Consider the following 22,740-nt stretch of genomic DNA (forward strand, 5'->3'; position numbering starts at 1 on the left):
GCAGGAACTCGTGCCCACCGTGGGTCTTGTGCACGAATCACACTGGAAAAGCGTGCAGGGGCCCCACGCTCGGCCCTGGTTGGCTGCTACGTGCGGTGATGAGTCACCGATTACCTGGGTTCCGGCGGCAGCGAACTGTTGTGATTGAGGTTGACGTGGATGTGCTCGAGCGCGGCGGTGAACGGGGCGAGCAGATTCTCGGGCAGCGGGTCGAAGAACAGGCTGCGCACCAGGTCGACATGCCCCGGGGCGGCCTCCTGGATCGCGCGCCACCCGACCGCGGTGAGGACGACGATGCTCGTGCGGCCGTCTTCGCGGCTCGGGCATCGCTCGGTGAGGCCGCGTTCCTCCATACGCCGCAACTGATGTGACAACCTGCTGCGCTCCCAGCCGATCTGCGCGGCCAGATCACTCACCCGCATACCCTTGTCGCCGACATCGCTCAGAGCCACCAGCACGTCGTAGTCCGACAGCGACAACCCCGAATCGGCCTGCAACTGGCGGTTCATCTCGTAGCTCATCCGCAGTTGCACCCGCATGAACGCGATCCAGGCGCGTTGCTGCTTCGGCGACAGCCATCCCCGTTTCGGTGATATGTCCCGTTTTTTCGCCGGCGTCACGGTTGTCAGTATGACGGTCTGGCACGGCGGGCATTGAGTTGTCGTATCGTGGCGGCCGTGCCTGTGCCACGCGACAGCGGGGCCGGCCGACCACCGCTGGCCGTGCGGATCGCCGCGGTGTTCGTCGGGGTCACCGCGATCTGGATGCTGCTCGGTGCCGGGGTGGGCGCAATCCTCGGCGAGGAGTACAGCCGTCCCGCCCACATCGTGCGGGCCGTCGGCGCGACCGTGCTGACAGTTCCGGCGATCTTCGCTGCCCGCAGGCTTCTCGACCGGGCACCGTTCTCCGGGCTGCAACTCACGTCCGTACGTGCCGGGTGGCGGCCGTTTGCGCTCGGCGTGCTGTGCTGGGCCGTGCCTGCCGCTGTGGCCGGTTCCGTTGTCGTCGCACTCGGATGGGCCGATCTGACGGTGGCCGCCTCGCCGGGCCGCCTGGTCGCGGGAGTCGCGGTGTTGACCGTCCTGGTCTTCCTGTACGAGGCATTGCCCGAGGAACTGATATTCCGCGGATACTTCTTCGCCAACGTCGCCGAACGCTGGTCCTCGACCGTGGCCGTACCGGCCCAGGCGACACTGTTCACGCTGTGGGGCCTGGCGATCGGCGCGGCAGAATCGGTCGATCGCGTCGTGCTGTTCTTCACGTTCGCATGCGCCCTCGGAGTTCTGCGCGCCGTCACAGGAAATCTGTGGAGCAACATCGGTTTCCACTGGGCGTTCCAGATAACCGCGCAGTTCCTGGGTCCGAGTTGGGATGCCATCACCCTCGACGATCCGGATCTCGCGTTCGGGGTCGCGATCAGCCTCGTCCCCTTCGCGGTGACGCTCATCGTCGCCGGGGTCATCGCGCGTCGTCGCCGCAGTCACGCGGCGCGGCTGTCCCGAGTCGGACACGGTGTGCCCCAATCGAGTTAGCTGAGCGCTGTTCACCTCACGCACTACCGGGAAAGCGTTTACCGAGGGCCTCGATCGTGGGTAGTCTGAGCTGGTTGTGATCCACGCCACTACTGGGGGTAGGCCGTGTACCAGCAGGTTCTCGATCCGGTCGTCAACTCGCTCGCCTGGAGTGCAGCGGTTGCCGCCATCCCACTCCTTCTGCTGTTCGTACTGCTCGGTGTCTTCAAGATGACGGCCTGGAAGGCATCGCTCATCTCGCTGGCCGTCAGCATCGCGGTTGCCGTACTCGTCTACGGGATGCCGATAGGACAGTCCCTGTTGGCGGCCTCCGAGGGCGCGGCCTTCGGGTTCTTTCCGATCCTGTGGATCGTGATCAACGCGATCTGGGTTTACCAGATGACCGTCGAGACAGGCCATTTCGATGTGCTACGGCGCTCCTTCAGCTCCATCAGCGACGACCAGCGCATCCAGGCCATCATCATCACGTTCTCGTTCGGGGCCTTGCTCGAGGCGCTCGCCGGCTTCGGCACACCCGTGGCGGTCACGTCGGTGATGCTGATGGCCCTGGGCTTCCAGCCCTTGAAGGCTGCCGTGCTGGCGCTGGTCGCCAATACCGCGCCGGTGGCCTTCGGCGCGATGGCCACGCCGATCATCACGCTGGGCAAGGTCACCGAATTGGATTTCGACACACTCGGTGCGATGGTCGGCCGGCAGACACCGATCCTCGCGGTGTTCGTCCCGCTGGCGCTCGTGGCAATCGTCGACGGGCGCCGCGGCATGCGCGCGGTATGGCCTGCGGCAGTGGTCTGTGGCGTGGTGTTCGCCGTCGCACAGTACGCCACATCGAACTTCCTCTCGGTGCCACTGGCCGACGTGGTGGCTTCGCTGGCATCGGCCGCCGCGGTGGTCGCGCTGGTCCGGGTGTGGCAACCCGCCAACACGTACACCGAAGTCGCCGAGCCTGCCGCGGTCACCACGCATACCGGACCGCCGCCGCACGGCCGCAGTGGCGGCACGGGCGGCAGTGCGGACCTTCCCGAGCCAGATCAGAACGTCGAGGACGCCCGCGCCGACGTCGTCAAGGCGTACGCACCCTACGGGATCATCATCGGCGTCTTCGTGATCTGCCAGATCCCCGCGGTCAAAAGCCTTCTCGATTCGGCGACGTTCGCAGGGAATTGGCCGGGTCTCAACGTGGTCGACGTCAACGGCGATCCGTCGTCGATGACGAAATTCACCCTGAACCTGCTGACCACTCCCGGCACGCAGATGCTCTTCGCGGGTGTGCTCACGATGGTCGCACTCAAACTGTCGGTGTCACGAGCGGCCAGGGCCTACTGGACGACGCTGCACCAATTGCGCTGGGCGATCCTCACCGTCATGGCGGTGCTCGCACTCGCATTCGTGATGAATCTGTCCGGTCAGACGATCACGCTCGGCACCTTCATGGCCGCCGCGGGCGGGGCGTTCGCATTGCTGTCGCCCATCCTGGGCTGGCTCGGGGTGGCCGTCACCGGATCGGACACCTCCGCGAACTCACTGTTCGGCGCGCTTCAGGTGACCGCCGCGTACCAGGCCGGCCTGTCGGATGTTCTGATGGCCGCCTCGAACAGTTCCGGTGGCGTCCTGGGCAAGATGGTCTCGCCGCAGAACCTTGCCATCGCGGCCGCGGCAGTCGGCCTCAACGGCAGGGAAGGCGACATCTTCCGTCGGGTGGTCCTGTGGAGTCTCGGTTTCCTGGTCCTGCTGTGCGCGTTGACGGCGCTGCAATCCTCACCCGTGCTGTCGTGGATGGTGCCGTCCTGATCCGGGCTGCTACTTCGGGTATGTGCCGCACCGCTTCTCAACCGCGTCACCGACGTCGAGCAGTCCTGTGTGGTTCACCGCGGCCTCAGGTAGCCATTCGCCACCCATCGAACCCTCGGATGACCGGTCAGGCGATTCCGGTAGGAGCACCGAGCGCAGCGTGCAGTTGGTTACGTCTGGTGATCCCCAGTTTGGGAAACACCTTGTAGAGATGGGCGGCCACGGTGCGGTGCGACAGGTAGATGCGGTCTGCGATCTCCCGGTTCGTCATCCCCGCCGCGGCCATCTGAGCGATCTGCAGTTCCTGCGGGGTGAGGGCGCCGGCATCGGCACCAGAGTGGGTACCCGGTCGAGGCGCCGAGGTGACCCCGGCGGCCCGCAGTTCGGCAGCCGCGCGCTCGGCAAAAGGTACCGCGCCCGCTCTGTCGAAGGCGGTCAAAGCGGCCGAAAGGTGCACGCGTGCGTCCACGATCCGGCGTCGACGTCGCAACCAGACACCGTAGAGCAAATGAGTACGGGCACTTTCCAGTTCGGCGCCGGTACGTTCCGCCGCACCAAGCGCGGCCCTGAAACGGTCCTCGGATTCGGCGACGGAGTCAGCCAGCAGCGCGTGTGCGCGGTGGACGAGGAAGCTGTCGATCCCCAGGCGCTCGGCTTGTTCCTCGGCCTCGGCGAGCAGAGGTCGGGCGATGTCGGCTTTTTCGGCCCCGGCTGCCGCCTCTGCGAGATCGGCGATGGCCCACCGTCGACTCGTGCGATGCAGGGTCATCTGCGTGAGGTGCCCGAGAGCCTGAGTGTGGTCGGCCTCGCAGAGCGCGGCCAGGCCGGCAGCCCAGTGGACGTCATCATTCCAAAGGATCGTGGGTGCCGGGGAGAGATGGTGCCGAGCACGGTCGAGGACGTGACGCGCACGCTCGCCCTGTCCCTGCCAGACGAGAGCGCGCGCGAGGATGGCGGCCGCAGAACCTGCGGTCATCGCGATGTTCATACTCTCGGCCATGTGCAGGGCGGTTTGTGCGCTCATTGCGGCGGCTTCGACATGCCCTTCGGTGAGCAGGATGTTCGCCGCGCCGCGCAACCCCTCGCATTCGTCTGCCAGCGAGCCGCAGTTGCGGGCCTGATTCTGCACGTGAGTCCAGCATTTCAGCGCGCCGGCGCGATCGGTTACCGCCTCGGCCGCAAAGGCCAGCGACAGCATCAGCAGCGGGGAGTCGCCAACCGTGTCGACCAGCTGCGGAAGCCTGGCTCTCAGGCCCGCCCCCTTGCCGGTGTCGTCGGCCAGGGCCAGGGCGATGGCGGTCAGCGGGTCGTGTGGATCGTCGTCGAGACGGCCTATCTCCGCGACGACGTCTCGGCGTGAATGCTCCGGGAGGCCGTGCATGCGGCATTCGATGGCGGCCGCCCACAACAACTGCCGTCGCCCGGGATCGTCGTCGGCGATCTTGCGGGAGAGGGCGAGAAGCTCGTCGGCCGACTGCCCGGGCGTCGCGGCGGTCGCATTCAGGACGAATCGCGTGATCGCCAGCGGCGTCTCGCTTTCGTGCTCCCTGATGAGCGGTTCGGCCTCGCGCAGGATTCTGACGGATTCGGCGATCAGACCGGAACTGCGGGCCACCTCGGCGGCAACCGTCATCCGTCGTAATCGCTCCTGCGGATCATCGGTGAGAGCCGCAGCCCGTCGCAGTGCCGCAGCGGCTTCCGCGCCGGCGCCGCGGACCCGGGCGCGATCGGCCACTCGTTCGAGGTCGGCGGCCACCTCTTCGTTGGGCCCGAACGCTGCCTCCGCTCGATGCCATGCAGCCCTCGCCGGGTCGGTCGCGGCTGCCGCCAGGGCCCGGTGCACCGCAGCGCGTGACGCGAGTGCCGCGGCACCGTAGACGGTGGAGCGTATCAGCGGATGTCTGATCTGGATTCGACCCCCAGCGACGGTGATCAGACCCGACTCCTCGAGCGACCCGAGGTGTTCTGTCAGCGAGAACCCGAGATGATCTGCCGCCCAGTCGATCTCCGAGAGGAGGCCGTTCCCCGTCGCGATCAGCAACAGCAACAGTCGGCTCTCATCGGAAAGCGGCCCGAGTTGTGTCAGGAATGCGCGTTCGACGCGCCTGGTGGTGGGCAGCGGCTCACCCGCGAAAATCGGTGCCCCGTCGCCACTCTCGATGAGTGCGATGGTCAGCTCGATGACCGCCATGGGATTGCCGTTGGCCTGCTCGAGGATGCGCTGCCGAGCGACCTCATCGACTCGATCGGATCTCTCCGGGTCACGCAGCGTCAAGGCGAGCAGTTCAGCGGCGTCAGCGGGCTCCAAGGGGCCCATCGTCAGTCGCGGTAGACCGTCGAACTGCACCGAGAAGCCGTCCAACGTGGTACGCGTCGAGCACAACATCATCAACGGCGCGTTGGAGAGCCTGCGCGCCACGAAGTTCAGTACGTCGACCGACGACGGATCCAGCCACTGCGCGTCGTCGATCACCAGGAACAGCCGCCGATTGCCGGCGGCCTCCTCCAAAAGGCCCAGCACGGACAACCCGATGAGCATGCGACCCGGCGGGGGGCCGTCCTCGAGTCCGAACGCGGTCATGAGTGCCGCCCGCTGACGCGGCGGCAACGCGTCGACCTGCGCCAGCAAGGGATGAAGAAGTTCATGCAGCCCGGCGTATCCGATTTCCATCTGGCTCTGCAGACCGGAACAACCCAGCCGCGCGTAACCGTTGGCGACCGCCCAGTCCGAGGCAGCCGCCAGCAACGTGGACTTGCCGATACCCGGATCGCCGTCGATCACCAGCGCGGCGCCACCAGTGGAGATATCGGCCAACACATCCGTGACAGCGGCAAGCTCTTCGGATCGCCCCACCATCACCTCACCGAAGGTAGCACAGCTGAGTTGGTCCGGCCAACTCAGCTAGACTGTTCAGGTGCGCCGAAATACCTGGTCTGAAGATGCGTGTCCGATTGCACGCACCATGTCGGTGCTGGGACAGCCATGGGCTCCCCTGATCATCCGGGAAGCTCTGCTGGGGCGGTCACGGTTCTCCGAGTTCCGGGACGCACTGGGCGTGGCGTCGGACGTTCTCAGCGCACGACTGGCCGAACTGGTGAGGGTTGGCGTCCTGGAAGTGGAGGACTACCAGGTACCTGGTGAGAGGCGGCGTAGCCGATACGTGCTCACCGAACCCGGACGTGGACTGGTTTCCGTGCTGGCGGCGATGGGCCAGTGGGGCCGCGTCCACCTGCCCCGGGAGGACAGTGCCCGTTACCGATTCGTCGAGGCAGCCACCGGCGAACCGGTCGTCGCGGGCTTCCACCGCACCGACGGTCGGCCGGTAGCCGCCGCAGAGGTGGCGTTGGTGGATCCTCACTCCACCTAGCTGCAACGACGTCCGGCAGTCATCTCACGGATACCCGGACCCGGCACGCGGTGGAAGCGTGATGCCCATGACGAGCGACCTTCTCCAGACGACACTGCGGGCCCACGGTGGCCTCGACCGTTGGAAGAAACTGACGTCGATCAGCGCGCACAGGAGTTTCGGTGGTGCAATCTGGGACATCAAACAAGTTCCGGGAATCGTCGATGACGGAGAGTTCACTGTCTGGATCAAGGATCAACGCACGTCGTTGCGTCCGTTCACCGCACCGGGACTGAAGACCGCCTACACCCCGGGTCGCGTCGGAATAGAGACCCTCGACGGCGACGTTGTCGAGGTGCTGGAGGAACCACGCTCGTCCTTCACCGGGCATTCTCTGGAAACTCCTTGGACGGCACTGCAACTGGCGTACTTCACCGGGTACGCGATGTGGACGTACACAGCGGAGCCGTTCAATCTCACCCTGCCCGGTGTGCAGACCGAGGAGGGCGAACCGTGGGCCGAGAACGGCCGCCGGTGGCGGCGTCTGCACGTGCACTACCCCGCGACCGTCGCCACCCACAGTTCACACCAGGTGCTCTACATCGACGATGACGGGCTCATCCGGCGCCGAGACTACGAAGTCGACATCGCGGGCGGTTCGCCTGCCGCCCAATATGTGTCGGACCACGACGCGATCGACGGCATCGTGGTACCGCGGACCCGCATGATCTACGTTCGCGCCGCCGACAACCACCCGATCCACGAGCAACTGGTGGTATCGATCGAACTGACCGGCGTAACGCTCAATTAGCGATCAGGGCCGGTTCCCAGCAAGGAATTCGGTGACCTCGCGGGCGAAGTCCGGTAGGTGCTGGAACAGAAAGCCGTGTCCCGCGTCGCTGTAGAGAACGATCTTGGCGTCGGGAAGCCTGCCGGCCATCGCATAACTCGCGTAAGCGTCGATCATGCGATCGTGTGCACCGTTGGCCACCAGAACCGGGACGGTGATGTCGTTCAGCCGGTCCCAGATGCGCGACCCGGTCGAGGCGATCACCTTCAGCTGTGCCGTCATCGTCTCGGCCGACACCGGCACGTGGTCGGGGGCAGTGGTGCGCCTGTCGAGCCTCCTCAGCGATTCCACACCCAGTTTGCGGCCAGGCTCGGTTTCCGGAAAGAACAGGTAGAGAAAATCCTCGTCGTCGTTGACGGGCTTGGTCGCCACCTGCCAGATCCGCGGATCAGGCCCGGGCATTCCCGGCACTCCCCCACCGGGTGTGCTACCGGCGACGACGAGCCTGCGCACCAGTTCAGGACGTTGAAGTGCGACTTCCTGGACGACGATGCCGCCCAAAGACCAGCCCAGCAGGTCGATCTCGTCCAGACCAAGGGCACCGACGAAGTCGATCAGCCCGCCCGCGAGCTCCGCCATGGTGGTGGGCGGGGTCCCGGTGCTCTTGCTGTGTCCCACGTTGTCGAAGACGACGACGTCGTGCGTTGCGGCGAGCCGATCGAGGAACGCCGGGTCCCAATGGTCCATGGTGCCGCGGAACCGCAGCGCCAACACAAGCGGCACTCCCGCTCCGGATCCGAACCGGCGGTAGGCGAAGCGCGCGCGCCGGCCCTGTACGTACTGCGTCTGCGCTTGCGTGGAGGGTGAGTGAATCATCTCGGATCTTCCTTCTTCTCAACGGCTTTTCATGTTCGACGGCCACCTTCTCGGCGTGCGTCCGGTATACGGGACGAGCCTGTCCAACGCGGCCGCGTCCGCGGCGACGGACACGGGATCGTCGAAACCTGCTGTTTCACGGCTCGCCGGCGTGATGATGTGGCGAGCCATGGCGAGGACGAAGTCGGCGTGTGCCGCGGTGATGCCGAGAGGCCGGTGCAGTGCCTGCGCGAAATCCCAACCGTGCACGACGAGTTCGACCGACAGCACGCCCAACGCCAGCCGGGCAGGCATGACCCGGCCCGCGAAAACGACCTCACCGGCAGTTCCGCGGCGCTGCCACACAGCGATGACCGCTTCGGTACTCGCAGCCACCCGGGCCTCGATGTCATCGTCGTGACTGACGACTTCAAACCGCACAAATCCGGCGTCCGCGGCGGCCCCCACCATCCTGACGGTTCCCACCAGGTGCTCTCCGAGCGCCGCGACATCGAACCCGGCGCACGGCGTGGGTAGGCCGCAGTCGTCGGGTGTGATGGCACTCAGCACGGGGCGCAGCGCGCTCAGTGCCGACTGAGGGCTCGACAGTTCGTCCATGTCTGCCCAGTGTGGTGTGGACGCGCGTGCTCCGGCATAGGTCACTCGACTGATTTCGGTGCACGTAACCCCACCGGTCGGCGTGTCATCTGTATGGGCCGACTGATGGTCATCACGCCTATACCGCATCCATGGCTGATCTGGTGTCGTGACCTCATGAGTTCATACCGTGCGTACCAGGTCACTGGTCGACGCAAATTCGAACTGGTGCAGTGCGAGATACGAGACCCCGCCGAAGAGCAGGTGCGCATACGCACGCTGGCGTGCGGGGTATGTCATAGCGACGCACTCGCCGTCGAGGGGCAGCGGCCGAATCCAGAGGAGCCTGTCGTTCCCGGTCACGAGGTGGTCGGTGTGGTCGACGCAGTCGGCAGCGGGATCCAGGAGCGTTGGCGAATCGGCGAACGTGTGGGCGTGGGTTTCCTCGGCGGTCAGTGCGGTCACTGCGACTACTGCCGCCGGGGCGACTTCGTGAACTGCCTCGACCAGCCCCTGACCGGGACGACGGTCGACGGTGGGTACTCGGAGATGCTGTATGTGCGGGAATCCGCGTTGGTCCGTGTTCCTGAGGGATTCGACGCGCTCACCGCCGCACCGTTGTTGTGCGCCGGTGTCACGGTGTTCAACGCGTTGCGCGCAGGCGACGCACCGCCCAACACCCTGGTTGCCGTGCAGGGCCTCGGCGGACTGGGGCACCTCGGCGTTCAGTACGCGAAGAAATTGGGCTATGAGGTTGCCGCGATAGCCCGCGGCACCGACAAGGCCGATCTGGCCGCCACCTTGGGGGCCGACCACTACATCGACAGTGCCACCGAGGACGTCGCCGCGGGACTCACCCGATTGGGTGGGGCGGCCGCCGTCGTCGCGACGGCCAGCAGCGGCCAATCGATGGCCGGCTTGGTGGCAGGGCTCAGGCCACGCGGGCGCTTGGTTGTCGTCGGAGCCGCCCCCGACCCGATACCAGTACAGACCCCGGACCTGATCTTCGGCGGCCGCACCATCGTCGGCAGCCTCACAGGCTCGGCAATCGACAATGAAGACAACCTCGCATTCAGCCTCAACCACCAGATCGCACCGATGATCGAGCGCATGCCGTTCACCGAGGCGCCCCAGGCGTACGAACGAATGATGTCCGGACACGCGCGTTTTCGCGTGGTTCTCGATTTCAGCTGAGCATTCCAGACCCTTCCATCGAAAGGCAGTGATCATGACAGTCACGTACCGCTCCGTCGAGGTCAGTCAACCCGGTGACGCTCTACGAATCACCGAGCGGACCGTACGCGAACCGGGGCCGGGAGAAGTCCGCATCCGCGTGCTTGCTTGCGGAGTCTGCCACTCCGATTCGCAGATCGCCGCCGGGCACCTGCCGGGCACCGTTTTCCCGGTGACACCCGGACACGAGGTGGCCGGACAGATCGACGCGATCGGCGCCGGTGTCGAGGAGTGGCAGATCGGTGACCGAGTCGCCGTCGGCTGGTTCGGCTTCTACTGCGGAAGCTGTTATCGCTGCCGCCGTGGCGATTTCGTCCACTGTGAACGGTCGAAGGTGACCGGGGCGGCCTTTCCGGGCGGCTATGCGGAAATGCTCGTCGTGCACCAGTCCGGACTTGCCCGCATTCCGGACACACTGAGCGCCACCGATGCGGCACCTCTGGCGTGTGCCGGGGTGACCATGTTCCACTCGCTACGCGAGTCAGGAGCCCGTCCCGGTGACGTCGTCGCCATCCTCGGTGTCGGCGGACTCGGTCACCTCGGAGTTCAATTCGCCGCCAAGATGGGGTTCGTGACGGTAGCCATCGCCCGCGGTAACGAAAAGGCGGACATGGCAATGCAGTTGGGCGCCCACCACTACATCGATGCGACCGCCGACGATGTGGCGAAGAAGTTGCGCGCACTCGGTGGCGCGCGGGTGGTGGCCGCAACTGCGACCAACCCGGCCGCCATCAGCGCGACCGTCGACGGACTGGCTCCCCACGGTGAACTGCTGACCCTCGCCGTCCTCGGCGAGTCCCTGCACGTCACGCCCCTGCAGCTGATCAACAGCTCAGGAACCGTCCACGGACATCCCGCCGGTGTCGCCGCAGACATCGAGGACACCCTGGAATTCGCGGCCGTACATGGCATCCGGCCGTGGATCGAGCCGATGCCGCTGCACGAAGCTGCGACAGGATACGACCGCATGATGCGAAATGAAGCCCGGTTCCGCGTCGTGCTCACCATGCCGCAACCGGCGTAGCCGCCGCCCGTTCAGCGGCTCAGTCGTTCCCGCGCGGCGGTAGCTGGACAGCAACGCCGCCGGACGCGTGTTCGGGTCCGGCGTCGGGATGCTCGGCCGGTACCCGGCCGCGGAACCGCGCGGCTTCGCTGGGGCCCTTGGGGGCATTTTCGCGATCGGGGCTGCGGTACGGACCGGGCTTGGGTCGCGGCGTCCCGCCCGGGAAGGCCAACCGGAAGATGGTGCGTTGCACGGTGAACCACTGGTGGCCGAACGGCCCGGAGTTGTAGGGCAGCTCGTAGCGTTCGCAGATGTCTTTCACCTTCGGCGCTATCTCGGCGTAGCGGCTGCTGGGCATGTCCGGGAAGAGATGGTGCTCAACCTGATATCCCAGATTGCCGCTGATGATGTGGAACAGCGGGCTGCCCTCGATGTTGGCCGCGCCGAGGAGCTGGCGCACGTACCATCCGCCGCGGGTCTCGTTCTCCACCTCCTCCTCGGTGAACGTCCACGTCTGATCGGGGAAATGTCCGCAGAAGATGATGGCGTGGGCCCACACGTTCCGGATGACGTTGGCCAGTGCGTTCGCCGCCAGGGTCCGCAGGTAGGTGCTCTCGACACCGGCCACCTGCCGGTCGAGCAGACCGGCCACCGTACCCACGCGGCGGTTGCCGGTGATGCGGCGTAGCCGGTTGCCGAGGCGGCTGTGCGGCGGTCGCGGCAACCGCCCACGTAAGGCCAACTGCGCCAACGCGAATGCGCCGGCACTGATCATCGGCCACCCGAGGTAGTCCTTGACGATCTGTTGGCGGGCTTTCACGCCGATCTCCTTGAAATCGTCTTTGAGGTCGGCGAATGTCTTCTGGCCGCGGATGAGCCCTTCGATGTCTGTGTCGTGGACCGCCACGCCCCATTCGAACAGCAACATGAGCAGCAGGTTGTAGAGCGGCTGACCGAGGTTGCCGGGGCGCCACTTCTGATGCGGATCGATCCGCATGATCTCGTACCCGAGATCTTTGTCCTTGCCCAGGATGTTGGTGTAGGTGTGATGGATGTAGTTGTGGGAGTGCTTCCACGCTTTGGCGCTGGAGGCCGTGTCCCAATCCCACACCGAGGAATGCACGTCGGGGTCGTTCATCCAATCCCATTGCCCGTGCAGGATGTTGTGGCCCAGTTCCATGTTCTCCAGGATCTTGGCCATGCTCAGGCACGCGGTGCCCAACACCCACGCGGTGCGAGATCGCGACGCCAGTAGCAGCACGCGCCCGGCCACGATGATCTGGCGCTGCACCGAGATCACCGTCTTGATGTAATGGCGATCCCGTTCATCGAGTTCGGCGAACACCTCGTCGTGGATGGCGTCGAATTCTTTGGCGAGTTTCTCGAGATCCTGCTCGCTGAGCCGGTGCAGCGGACTCGGTGCCGTGATGACCATGAGGATCCCTTCTGTTCCAGAGCGGTCTAGAGTTCGATTTCGACGTCGCCTTCGGCGGCGTTTATGCAGATGCGGACGTCCTGGCCGGTGGGCTCGGCGATCTCGCCGGAACGTAGGTCGCGCACCTTCCCGGATCTCACTGTGCCGGTGCAGGTGTGGCAGATCCCGATGCGGCAGCCGTAGGCGAGCTTGAGCCCTGCCTGTTCACCGGCTTCGAGTATCGGTGTGCCGCCGCCACATTCGGCGGTGGTCTCGCTGTCGAGGAAGGTGACGGTGCCGCCGTTGCCGGCGCCGGCGTCGCCACCGATCTTGGGCTGGAACCGCTCGTAGTGCAGGCGGTCGCGATCGCCGTGCTGCTCCCAGTGGTCGATCAGCGCATCGAGCAGCTCCCCTGGACCGGAGCAGAATGCCTCGCGCTCTCGCCAGTCCGGGCACACGTCGTCGAGTTCCTGTGGCTTGAACCGGCCGCGTTCGGAGGTGAGTCGCACGTCCAGGCGCAGCCCGTCGTGCCGACGCTCCAGGTCCTCGAGGTCCGGCAGGAACATGACGTGCTCCCTTGTCCGATCCGAGTGCAGGACCACGACGTCGTCGCAGGCGTCTCGATGGTCGAGGCTGCGCAGCATGCTCATGATCGGCGTGATGCCGCTGCCTGCGCTGATGAACAGCATCTTGGCGGGCAACGCCTCGGGCAGGGTGAACTGCCCCTCGATCTCTCCGAGGCGCACGAGTTCGCCGGGCTGGATCTTCTCCACCAGGTACGGCGACACGACACCGCCGTCCACCTTCTTGGGGGTGACGCTGATCAGACCGTCCTCGGATTGGGGATCCGACGTGAGCGAGTAGGCCCGCCAGTGATATCTGCCGTCGATCACCAGACCGAGCCGCACGTACTGGCCGGGCAGGTGACCGGGCCATTCGTGGCTCGGTCGGATCAGAACGCTCGCGGCTTCCGATCCCCGCGGCTCGATGCGCTCGACCCGGCCGCGCAGCTCTTTGGTGGTCCACAGCGGATTGACCAACTCGAGGTAGTCGTCCGGCCGGAGGGGCTTGAACAGGTGCCGGATGGCGCGCAGGAACAATCGCCGGCCCCTCGGGACGCGCGGTTGAGCACCCCTTTCCGCCATGCAAGATCTCCTTCTGCGCACTCGCCAGTTGTGAGCCACGCCACCGCTCCTGCGGGTAGCCGCCACGACGCGGCTTGAAACGCTTCCGGAGGTTTCTTTCCCCGTGAATCGAGCCCCGTCGAGAACGTTCCCGTCGACGTGCACGTTTCAAGTCGACGCCGGCCTGACGTGCACGAGGGGGATGCGATTGACAACGTTCGTTCTGGTCGCCGGGGCATGGCACGGAGCTTGGTGCTGGTACAAGGTCGCACCGCTGCTCGAAGCGCTGGGACACACCGTTGTCATGCCTGACCTTCCGTCCCTGGGCCGGGACATGACCCCCGTGTCCGAGGTATCGCTGGCCATGTGGCGCGACCATCTGGTCGACATCGTGGAGGCGCAGCCCGGACGGACGGTGCTGGTCGGCCACAGCCGGGGAGGAGCCGTCATCAGCGAGGTGGCCGAGCAACGGCCGGAACTCATCGAGGCACTCGTCTACGTCGCTGCCTATCTTCCGACGAACGGAACCAGTGTGCACGACCAGGCCGCGGCGGGCGGAGACAGCATATTGATGCGCAACTCTTATCTGTCTGCTGATGGAGTGACACTGCTCCTCGCCGACGAAGCACTACGGCCCGCGCTGTACAGCGAGTGTTCGGCCGAAGACGTCACTCTCGCCAGGCTGTGTATCCGACCGGAACCTGCGGCGCCCGCGCTCACCGCGGTGGCACTGAGTGACGACCGCTTCGGCGCCGTTGCGCGCGACTACGTGGAATGCCTGCGCGACAACGCCATTCCCATCGCTCACCAACGCCGTATGCAACGTGCTCAGCCACCACGCCGCACCCTCGCACTCGACACGGACCACTGCCCGTTCTTCTCCCAGCCGCGTCAACTCGCCGAGTTCATCTCAGGTGCAGCCTCTCGGTGAAGGTTGTCGCCCGCCCGGATCTCCCGCACGAACGACGCGATGGCCTCTCCGATCTGGTCTGCGCTGTCCTCCTGGAGGAAATGGGTTCCCGGCACGGTGATCTCGGTCTGATTCGGCCAGCTGCGCACGATGTCGAGGATGCGTTGCTTGCCCTGGATCACCCCGGGATCGGCGCGGATGAACAGCTTGGGAATGTCACTCGTGGCCAGCCATTCACCGAAGTCCTCGATGACGGCGACGACCTCGGCGGGTTCACCGGCGAGCGGAACGTCGCGCGGCCATGACAGCGTGGGCCGTCGATCCTCGCCGGCGTTGAGGAACGGCCGACGGTAGTGAATCATCTCCTCCTCGCTGAGGGTGCGCATCACGATCGACGGCAACACCCCCTCGATGAAGGCGTTGTTCTCCAACACCATCTCCTCGCCCTGCGGGGAGCGCAAACCACGGAACATCTGGGCGACCTCGTCGGGGAAATCGTCCCATTCCATCGGCACCGAGACGGTTTCCATGTGCACGATGCCTGCGACCCGGTCGCGGTGCCGGTTGGCCCAATCGAATCCGAGCGCCCCACCCCAGTCGTGTAGTACGAGCGTGACGCGATCACCGAGATCGAGTGCATCCCACAGCGCGAACAAGTAGTCGCGGTTCTCGTGGTAGTGATAGCTGTCAGGGCCTGAACCGTCGAGCTTGTCCGACGCGCCCATCCCGATCAGATCACATGCGACGAGCCGGCCGAGCCCTTCGGTGTGCGGCAGCACGTTGCGCCACAGGTACGACGAACTCGGGTTGCCGTGTTGGAACACGATGGCATCGCCGCGGGCCTCGTCAATGTAGGCCATCCGTTTACCGTTGATCTCTCGGTACTGCAGCCGGCCGTACGGCTCGGATCCCGGCATCGGGCACCACCTTTCGCAGCGGAAGTACTTCGAACGTATCGAGCGCTCATCGTGAGCGACACCGGCCCGATGGCCAACACCCGCCGGGATATTGCCGACTCCGCGGGGGACCAACTGGCATTATGTCGGCGATAAAGGACGATCTTGCCATCGCGCATTAGGCTGTTGTCATGCGCAGAGTTGCGGTCTTGGCAGTCCCCGACGTCGTCGCGTTCGACCTGAGCATTCCCATCGAGGTGTTCGGCCGAGTTCGACTGGCCGACGGTATGAATGGATACCGCGTCCAAGTGTGTGGCACCGAGCCGACGGTGTCGGCGGGCCCGCTGCGCATCGCCACCGATCACGGTCTTGAGGCACTGGCCGATGCGGACACCATCATCGTGCCCGGCCGCGAGAACCTTCCGACCCAGACCCCTGCCCCGGTTGTCACCGCCCTTCGCGACGCCTATGCGAGCGGCGCCACCATCGCCTCGATCTGCACCGGCGCGTTCGTTCTGGCAGATACCGGTCTGCTCGACGGTCGGCGTGCGACCACCCACTGGGCCGCGGCTGACCTGTTCCGCGCCAATTTTCCGGCCGTTGATCTCGATCCCGACGTCCTCTACGTCGATGCCGGGCGGATACTCACGTCGGCGGGAGCGTCGGCCGGCGTCGACCTCTGTTTGCACATGGTGCAGCGCGATCACGGGGCCGCCGCTGCCGCCAACGCGGCCAAGATGGCGGTGGCGCCACTTCACCGCAGTGGTGGTCAGGCGCAGTTCATCATCCGAAATCAGCCTCCTGCCAGCGTGATCGGTGAGAAGACGCATTTGAGCGAGGTGCTCGTGTGGATCGAGCAGAACGCCCACCGCGAGCTGACCCTGTCCGACATCGCCGATCACGCCGCGACGAGTATCCGCACCCTCAACCGCCGTTTTCAGGCCGAGACCGGCCAGACACCCATGCAGTGGGTCACCGGCGTGCGGATCCGTCACGCGCAAGAGCTACTCGAGCGGACGTCACTCAGTGTCGAGCGGATCGGCCGTGACGTGGGGTTCACCTCCGCGGCCAATTTCCGCGAGCAGTTCCGCAGGCTCAGTGGCGTCGCGCCGCAGGTCTACCGGAACACCTTTCGCGAACGCACTCAGGACATTCCGCACACCACGAGTACCGCCTTGGCATCGGCGTAACCGAGGGCCTTTCCAGGTCAGCGCTCGGTCAGCGCGGGAATCTCCGGGTGGTCGCGCAGTGCGTCGACGACGGCGTGCACGGCCGGGCGGGCCGCACTGCGGCGAAACGCCGCGGCGACGTTGCGGTGCACGGGCAGGGTGAGCTCACGGGTCAGCACCTTCTGTTCCGGGCCGACCGCCAGGGCCGGCAGCAGTGCGACGGAGCCCTGCGTCTGCACATGGTGCACCAACAGCGACACGGTGCTGAACCGACCTGCCACGCGCGGTTCGAAACCGCTTTGGCGGCACAGCCGTAACGTGAGTTCGGCCATGTAGGAGTCGGGCCGGTCGCACACCCACGTCTCGTCACTGCACGTGGCGAGGTCGACCACCGGTCGGCGGCCCAGGTGATGATCCTGCGGCAGCACCAGCACGATCGGGTCGGTGCCGATCGCGACGATGTCGAGATCGTCTCCCCACGGGAATTCCATGTAGTCCGTGGTGGTGACGATGACGTCGACCTCGCTGGCCCGCAACGCCGCCCCGCTCTCGTGGGGTTCGAGTTCGATCAACTCGAGGTGCAGATGCGGATGGGTGTCGGCGAGACGCGCGGATGCCGGTATCCCCAAGGTGGGGATCGCGCTCTGGAACAGCCCCAGCCGGACCGTGCCGACAGGTTCGTCGCTGAGTTCCCGCAGCTCGGCCTCGACGGCGGCCATCCGGTCGATGATCTCCCGTCCGCGCCGTGCCAGTAGCAGTCCGGTCGGGGTCAGGCGCACGCGGCGGCCTGCGCGTTCCAGCAGCCGGGTGTGGGTCTCGCCCTCCAGGAGCGCGAGCTGTTGGGAGACCGTGGAGGGGCTGAGGTGCAGCGCCTCTGCGACCGACCTGACCGTGCCGAGCGTGTCCAACAGGCTCAGCATCTGAAGTCGCCACGGATTCAGCACCTGTTGATTGTTGTACGGATCCACCGAACAGGAAAGTGGATGATCGTTGCTGGACGTAAACAGCGCCGGGTCCTAGCGTGTGACGCATGGACCCCGTCTCGCAGCTCGAAGCCGACGCGCGCCACCTCGTCCGGTACTCCGGGCGCGGCGGCTTCACCCCCACCGTGATCGGTTCGGCACGTGGCTCTTTGATGTTCACCGAGGACGGCCGCGAGCTGATCGACTTCACGTCGGGCCAGATGAGCGCCATCCTGGGGCATTCGCATCCGGAGATCGTCGCCACCGTTCAGTCGCAGATCGCTCACCTCGACCATCTCTACAGCGGGATGCTGAGCCGTCCGGTCATCGAACTCTCCCGCCGGCTCGCCGAGACGCTGCCCCCGACCCTGGACAAAGTGCTGCTGCTGAGCACCGGTGCGGAGTCGAACGAGGCTGCCGTGCGTATGGCGAAGCTGGTCACCGGCAAGCACGAGATCGTGTCCTTCGCCCGATCCTGGCACGGCATGACGCAGGCTGCCGCCAACGCCACCTACAGCGCGGGCCGCCGCGGTTACGGGCCCGCCGCACCCGGTAACTTCGCGCTTCCTGTGCCCCACCGGTTCCGCCCGGACATCACCGACGAACTCGGTGAACTCGACTGGCGGCGGCAGCTCGATCTCGGTTTCGACCTGATCGACGCGCAGTCGGTGGGCAGTCTGGCGGCGTGCCTGATCGAGCCCATCCTCAGTTCCGGCGGCATCATCGAACTCCCGCCGGGTTACCTGGCCGCACTGGCGCAGAAGTGCCGCGAACGCGAGATGTTGCTGATCGTCGACGAAGCGCAGACCGGACTGTGCCGGACGGGTGACTGGTACGCCTTCGAGCACGACGGCGTGGTCCCCGACATCCTCACCCTGTCGAAGACCCTCGGTGCCGGCCTGCCGCTGGCCGCGGTGATCACCAGCTCGGAGATCGAGCAGCGCGCCCACGAGCGTGAATTCCTGTTCTTCACAACGCATGTCAATGACCCGCTGCCGGCGGCAGTCGGTCTGACCGTGCTCGATGTGCTGTCGCGCGACCGTCTCGACGTGCGGGCGCGTGAACTCGGGCAGCGTCTGCGGGCCGGGCTCGACGAGCTGGCCGGCCGGCACCCGATCGTCGCCGACGTGCGCGGCCGGGGTCTGCTGCTCGGCATGGAACTCTCCGCCGACGACACGCCGGGTGTGAGCGCCGATCAGCTCGGCGCGGTGGTCACCCGTCGCTGCTTCGAGCTCGGACTGCACATGAACATCGTCCAGTTGCCCGGTATGGGCGGCACGTTCCGCCTGGCACCACCATTGACGGCCACCGACAACGAGATCGATCGGGCCCTCGAGATCATGGACGAGGCTCTGGCTTACGCGCGCGAACCGGCCGTGCACCGGTCGTGAGGTATCTAATGCTGGGGTGCGCCGAGTTCGGTGAAGCAGAACTTGCCGCCGACCAACCGCACGTCGGCTCCCTGGCCTGACTCCTCGACGTGGGCGAGGATGTCCTGCGCGAACACCTCGGAGTCGTCCTGCGGGTGGTAGCCGATCTGTTCGCCGGCCTCCAGGGACCACCACCGTCGGGTGTTGCGGGAGATGCCCCACACGATCCGGAATCCCGGCTCGGGTGTGGCGAGGCATGCCTCCAACAGCCGCGCCCCGTCGTCCGGCGACATCCAGGTCCACAGCGACCTTGCGTCCCAGGGCTTCTCGAAGCACGAGCCGATCCGCAGGCAGGTCACATCCATTCCGTAGCGGGAGTGGAACAGGCTACCCAGCGCTTCCAGCGCCGCCTTGCTGAAACCGTAATAGGTGTCGGGACGGGGCAAGATGTCGGCGCGCAGACCGTCCGGACCCGCCTCCTCCTTGCCGTAGAAACCCACGGCGTGGTTGCTCGAAGCGAGCACCACTCGTTCGACGCCCGCGTCGCGCGCCTGCTCGAGCAGCACCCGGGTGCCGTCGATGTTGTTGGTGAGGATGTCCTGCCACGGTGCCTCGACGCTGATACCCCCGAGATGGATCACGGCGTCGACGCCGTCGCAGGCATCGCGCATCACCTTCTCGTCGGTCACCGACCCCTGAAGCACCTCCACGTCCTCGCCGTCGGCGGGAGGCTCCGGAGTGACCAGGTCCAGCAGGCGCAGCGTTCGTCCCTCCCGCGCCAGCCGGGGCCGCATCAACCGGCCCAAACCACCGTTCGCACCGGTGATGAGCACTGTCTGGGTCATCACGCTCCTTCCTGTCTCAGGGCCGATCGGACCGGCGCAACGCAGCGATCCGGTCCAGGTACTCGGCGTACTGCTCGCCGTATTTGTCGATGACCGACTTGGTGGCCGCGCGCCAGGGCGCGATGTCGTCGACGCGGGTGATCGTCACCCCCGCCTCGCGCAGCTTCTGCATGTCGGCGTCGACCTGCTCGTTCCACTTCTTTCGCTGGTACGGCACCGCGTCGAAGGCGGCCTGCTGCAACAGGTTCTGGTCCTCGGTGGGCAGATCCTCCCACACGCTTCGGTTGACGATGAGGATCTCGGCCACGCGCATGTGTTCGTCGAGCGTGAAGTTCGGCGCGACCTCGTAGTGCGACGCCGAGAAGTAGCTCGGTGCGTTGTTCTCCGCCCCGTCGAGAAGACCGCTCTGCAACGAACTGTAGACCTCGCCGTAGTTCATCGGTGTCGGAGAGCCGCCGAGCGCGCTGATGAAATCCATGATCACCGCTGCCTGTTGCACGCGGAACTTGAGCCCGCGCACGTCCTCGGGTGTGGTGATCACCCGGTCGGTCGTGTAGAAGCTGCGCGCGCCCGGATCGAAGTAGCAGAGCCCCTTGAACCCGGCACGGTCCAACTCGCCGAGCAGCTTGCGGCCCCCGTCCTCGGCATCGAGGAACCGCCACATGTGGTCGGCGTCATCGAAGATGAACGGCAGGCCGAACAGTCCCATGGGACCGGCGAACTCGGCCATCGGCGCGGAGCTCACCCGGGTCATCTCGATGACGCCCAGTTGGACCTGCTCGATGATGTCGGACTCCTCGCCAAGGCGTCCGCCGGCATAGACCTGGATATCGATGCGACCGCCGCTACGTTCCCGGACCAGGTCGGCGAACCGCTTGTCACCGAGGGTGGTGGGGTAGTTCTCGGGGTGGGTCTCGGCTAGGCGGAACCGGTGCTGCGCCCCTGTCCCGCTTCCGCCAATTCCGCAGGCGGCCAAGGGAACTGCGGCCAGCGACGCGGCCGCAGCAGCGCCGGCCTTGAGTGCGGTGCGCCGACTGAACGCTGTGGGGCGCCGGATCTGAGCGGTCATGATTCCCACTTTCTAGAGGCCGAGCAGGCCCGGTAGGGCCAGGGACAACTGCGGCAGGAACGTGATGAGCAGGAGCACCAAGAGCATGGGGACCAGGAACACCGGGAGTGCCCGTGAGACCTTCTCGATCGAGATCTGGCCGATCGCAGCCCCGACGAACAGGACGTTGCCGACCGGCGGCGTGATGAGACCGATGGCGAGGTTGAGCAGCAGCATGATGCCGAACTGGACCGGGTCCATCCCGATACTCGTGGCGACCGGCAGCAGGATCGGCGTCATGATCAAGATCAGTGGTGCCATGTCCATCACGGCGCCGAGCGCGAGCAGCAGCAGGTTGATCACCAGCAGGATGACGATCTTGTTGTCCGAGAGGCCCAATAGTGCTTGGGTGACCGCCTCGGGGACCTGGAGGAAGGTCAGGAAATACCCGAACGCCCCGGCCGCCGCGATGATGAACAGCACGATCCCGAGCGTTCGTGCGGTGCGCTGGAGGATCGGGATGAAGCCCGACAGCGGGATGTCGCGGTACACGAAGAAGGTCAGGAAGAAGGCGTAGACACAGCCGATGGCCGCGGACTCGGTCGCGGTGAAGATGCCACTGAGGATTCCGCCGAGGATGATCACCGGCATCAGCAGGCTCAGCAGCCCTTCCCACACGATGCGTGGGACCTCACTGACCGGGACGAGGGTCTCCTTGGGGTACCCACGGCGGACGGCGAGCAGGTAGGCCAGCACCAGAAGCGACAAGCCGATCAGCAGACCGGGGACGATGCCTGCGACGAACAGGGCACCGATCGACACCCCGCCCGCGGCCATCGAGAAGATCACCAGGTTGTGGCTGGGCGGAATCATCACGGCCTGAGCGGCTCCGGTGATGGTCACGCAGACGGCGTAATCGGCGTCGTACCCTTTCTGTTTCATCATCGGGATGGTCGCCGACCCGATGGCCGAGACGTCGGCGACCGACGAACCCGATAGTGCACCGAAGAAGGTGCTGGAACCGATGTTGATCATCGCCAGGCCGCCGCGCAGCCAGCCGACGAACAGACTCGCGAACGCGATCAGTCGCCGGGAGATCCCGCCGGCGGCCATGATCTCGCCCCCGAGGATGAAGAACGGGATGGCGAGCAGCGCGAAGATGTCGAGGCCCGCGACCATCCGCTGCCCGACGATGGGCAGCGGCAGGTCGAGATAGAACGCCTCGAAAACCGCCGCCAGCGCCAGCGCCAGGGCGATCGGGATGCGCAGCAGGATGAGCACGGCGAATCCTCCGATGAGGATTCCCACAGCGATGGGGTCGATGGACACGCGAACTCCAGCTCAGTCGATGGGGGCGTCGTCGGCCGGTGTCCCCAGGTAGCGCTGGGTTTTCACACCGAAGACCTGCAGGACGGTGTAGAGGCAGATCATCGCCCCGGCCACGGGCAGCACCACGTAGAGGACGCTGCGCGGTAGTCCGGTGCCGGGCAGCGTCGCAAAACGGGTGGCCGCGGCGAAGCTGATGCCCTGGTAGATGAGGTAGAGCCCGAACAACAACGCCAGCAGTGGGCTCAGCCACTCGACGATCCGCCTCGTCGCGGGCGGGAATCGGTCGACGACGAACGTCAGCGCGATGTGCGCCCCCTCGCGGAAGCCGAGGGCGGTCATGAGAAACCCGATCCACACCATGAGGATTCGCGCGGTCTCCTCGGTCCAGCCGGGCGTGCTGCCGAGGACCTGTCTGTCCCACACCTGCCAAAGGACCACCAGGAGAACGGCACAGAGACACAGCAGGACCAAGGCCTCGAACACGGTGTCCAGCCCACGCCAAATCTGTTTCAGGAGTGTCATCGTTCT

General features: G+C 65.9%; 21 protein-coding genes. 9 read left to right on the forward strand and 12 right to left on the reverse strand.

Annotation, left to right across the window (positions count from 1 at the left end; genetic code table 11):
* Window positions 1-110 precede the first annotated feature (110 nt).
* On the reverse strand, window positions 111-620 hold the full coding sequence (locus AT701_RS35180; RefSeq protein ID WP_014878772.1) for a MarR family winged helix-turn-helix transcriptional regulator: 510 nt from the start codon (window positions 618-620) through the stop codon (window positions 111-113).
* A 102-nt stretch (window positions 621-722) separates the two neighbouring features.
* Between AT701_RS35180 and AT701_RS33355 the strand changes: the two genes are divergently transcribed.
* The gene (locus AT701_RS33355; protein WP_058127811.1) at window positions 723-1,532 is read left to right on the forward strand and encodes a CPBP family intramembrane glutamic endopeptidase; all 810 of its coding nucleotides are present in this window, start codon (window positions 723-725) and stop codon (window positions 1,530-1,532) included.
* 105 nt (window positions 1,533-1,637) lie between these two features.
* The gene (locus tag AT701_RS33360) at window positions 1,638-3,320 is read left to right on the forward strand and encodes an L-lactate permease (RefSeq protein ID WP_058127424.1); all 1,683 of its coding nucleotides are present in this window, start codon (window positions 1,638-1,640) and stop codon (window positions 3,318-3,320) included.
* A 127-nt stretch (window positions 3,321-3,447) separates the two neighbouring features.
* Here the strand turns inward: AT701_RS33360 and AT701_RS33370 are convergent, their stop codons facing one another.
* A complete protein-coding gene (locus AT701_RS33370) occupies window positions 3,448-6,177 on the reverse strand; it encodes an AAA family ATPase (protein WP_058127425.1) in 2,730 nt (909 codons plus the stop codon).
* A 58-nt stretch (window positions 6,178-6,235) separates the two neighbouring features.
* On the opposite strand from AT701_RS33370, the gene AT701_RS33375 reads away from it, so the two are divergent.
* Both AT701_RS33375 and AT701_RS33380 read left to right on the forward strand, forming a co-directional pair.
* On the forward strand, window positions 6,236-6,688 hold the full coding sequence (locus tag AT701_RS33375; RefSeq protein ID WP_011731566.1) for a winged helix-turn-helix transcriptional regulator: 453 nt from the start codon (window positions 6,236-6,238) through the stop codon (window positions 6,686-6,688).
* Window positions 6,689-6,749: 61 nt separating this feature from the next.
* A complete protein-coding gene (locus AT701_RS33380) occupies window positions 6,750-7,478 on the forward strand; it encodes a hypothetical protein (protein ID WP_011731567.1) in 729 nt (242 codons plus the stop codon).
* A gap of 3 nt (window positions 7,479-7,481) precedes the next feature.
* Here AT701_RS33380 and AT701_RS33385 read toward each other — a convergent pair whose 3' ends face one another.
* Both AT701_RS33385 and AT701_RS33390 read right to left on the reverse strand, forming a co-directional pair.
* Window positions 7,482-8,333 carry an alpha/beta fold hydrolase gene (locus AT701_RS33385; RefSeq protein ID WP_058127426.1) on the reverse strand — a complete coding sequence of 284 codons (852 nt, stop codon included), beginning with the start codon at window positions 8,331-8,333 and terminating at the stop codon, window positions 7,482-7,484.
* An 18-nt stretch (window positions 8,334-8,351) separates the two neighbouring features.
* Window positions 8,352-8,930, reverse strand: coding sequence for a TIGR03086 family metal-binding protein (locus tag AT701_RS33390; RefSeq protein ID WP_058127427.1), 579 nt, complete (start codon window positions 8,928-8,930; stop codon window positions 8,352-8,354).
* Window positions 8,931-9,086: 156 nt separating this feature from the next.
* Between AT701_RS33390 and AT701_RS33395 the strand changes: the two genes are divergently transcribed.
* Entirely contained in the window at window positions 9,087-10,103 is a 1,017-nt protein-coding gene (locus AT701_RS33395) for an alcohol dehydrogenase catalytic domain-containing protein (protein WP_058127428.1), read from the forward strand.
* Window positions 10,104-10,137: 34 nt separating this feature from the next.
* Window positions 10,138-11,166: an alcohol dehydrogenase gene (locus AT701_RS33400; protein WP_011731571.1), complete on the forward strand. Its 1,029-nt coding sequence runs from the start codon at window positions 10,138-10,140 to the stop codon at window positions 11,164-11,166.
* A 19-nt stretch (window positions 11,167-11,185) separates the two neighbouring features.
* Here the strand turns inward: AT701_RS33400 and AT701_RS33405 are convergent, their stop codons facing one another.
* Both AT701_RS33405 and AT701_RS33410 read right to left on the reverse strand, forming a co-directional pair.
* On the reverse strand, window positions 11,186-12,580 hold the full coding sequence (locus AT701_RS33405) for a fatty acid desaturase family protein (RefSeq protein WP_058127429.1): 1,395 nt from the start codon (window positions 12,578-12,580) through the stop codon (window positions 11,186-11,188).
* A gap of 26 nt (window positions 12,581-12,606) precedes the next feature.
* Window positions 12,607-13,704, reverse strand: a complete 1,098-nt coding sequence (locus AT701_RS33410; protein WP_058127430.1) for a ferredoxin reductase — start codon at window positions 13,702-13,704, stop codon at window positions 12,607-12,609.
* A gap of 187 nt (window positions 13,705-13,891) precedes the next feature.
* Here AT701_RS33410 and AT701_RS33415 point away from each other — a divergent pair, with 187 nt between their 5' ends.
* A complete protein-coding gene (locus AT701_RS33415; RefSeq protein ID WP_223495964.1) occupies window positions 13,892-14,614 on the forward strand; it encodes an alpha/beta fold hydrolase in 723 nt (240 codons plus the stop codon).
* Here the strand turns inward: AT701_RS33415 and AT701_RS33420 are convergent.
* The gene (locus AT701_RS33420) at window positions 14,575-15,510 is read right to left on the reverse strand and encodes a haloalkane dehalogenase (RefSeq protein ID WP_011731575.1); all 936 of its coding nucleotides are present in this window, start codon (window positions 15,508-15,510) and stop codon (window positions 14,575-14,577) included. The genes AT701_RS33415 and AT701_RS33420 overlap by 40 nt on opposite strands.
* A gap of 170 nt (window positions 15,511-15,680) precedes the next feature.
* Between AT701_RS33420 and AT701_RS33425 the strand changes: the two genes are divergently transcribed.
* The gene (locus AT701_RS33425) at window positions 15,681-16,679 is read left to right on the forward strand and encodes a GlxA family transcriptional regulator (RefSeq protein ID WP_011731576.1); all 999 of its coding nucleotides are present in this window, start codon (window positions 15,681-15,683) and stop codon (window positions 16,677-16,679) included.
* Between the two features lie 17 nt (window positions 16,680-16,696).
* On the opposite strand, the gene AT701_RS33430 is transcribed toward AT701_RS33425, so the two are convergent.
* A complete protein-coding gene (locus AT701_RS33430) occupies window positions 16,697-17,602 on the reverse strand; it encodes a LysR family transcriptional regulator (protein WP_058127813.1) in 906 nt (301 codons plus the stop codon).
* Between the two features lie 86 nt (window positions 17,603-17,688).
* Here AT701_RS33430 and AT701_RS33435 point away from each other — a divergent pair, with 86 nt between their 5' ends.
* Window positions 17,689-19,011: an aspartate aminotransferase family protein gene (locus AT701_RS33435; RefSeq protein ID WP_058127431.1), complete on the forward strand. Its 1,323-nt coding sequence runs from the start codon at window positions 17,689-17,691 to the stop codon at window positions 19,009-19,011.
* Window positions 19,012-19,016: 5 nt separating this feature from the next.
* On the opposite strand, the gene AT701_RS33440 is transcribed toward AT701_RS33435, so the two are convergent.
* The 4 genes from AT701_RS33440 to AT701_RS33455 are packed head-to-tail and all read right to left on the reverse strand — an operon-like array spanning window position 19,017 to window position 22,734.
* Window positions 19,017-19,835, reverse strand: a complete 819-nt coding sequence (locus AT701_RS33440) for an NAD-dependent epimerase/dehydratase family protein (protein WP_058127432.1) — start codon at window positions 19,833-19,835, stop codon at window positions 19,017-19,019.
* Window positions 19,836-19,851: 16 nt separating this feature from the next.
* Window positions 19,852-20,904 carry a TRAP transporter substrate-binding protein gene (locus AT701_RS33445; protein ID WP_058127814.1) on the reverse strand — a complete coding sequence of 351 codons (1,053 nt, stop codon included), beginning with the start codon at window positions 20,902-20,904 and terminating at the stop codon, window positions 19,852-19,854.
* Window positions 20,905-20,916: 12 nt separating this feature from the next.
* Window positions 20,917-22,212: a TRAP transporter large permease gene (locus AT701_RS33450; protein WP_003898268.1), complete on the reverse strand. Its 1,296-nt coding sequence runs from the start codon at window positions 22,210-22,212 to the stop codon at window positions 20,917-20,919.
* A 12-nt stretch (window positions 22,213-22,224) separates the two neighbouring features.
* Window positions 22,225-22,734, reverse strand: coding sequence for a TRAP transporter small permease (locus AT701_RS33455; RefSeq protein WP_036454118.1), 510 nt, complete (start codon window positions 22,732-22,734; stop codon window positions 22,225-22,227).
* Window positions 22,735-22,740: the final 6 nt, after the last annotated feature.

Origin of the sequence: Mycolicibacterium smegmatis (genome assembly GCF_001457595.1) — a bacterium.
GTDB lineage: Bacteria > Actinomycetota > Actinomycetes > Mycobacteriales > Mycobacteriaceae > Mycobacterium > Mycobacterium smegmatis.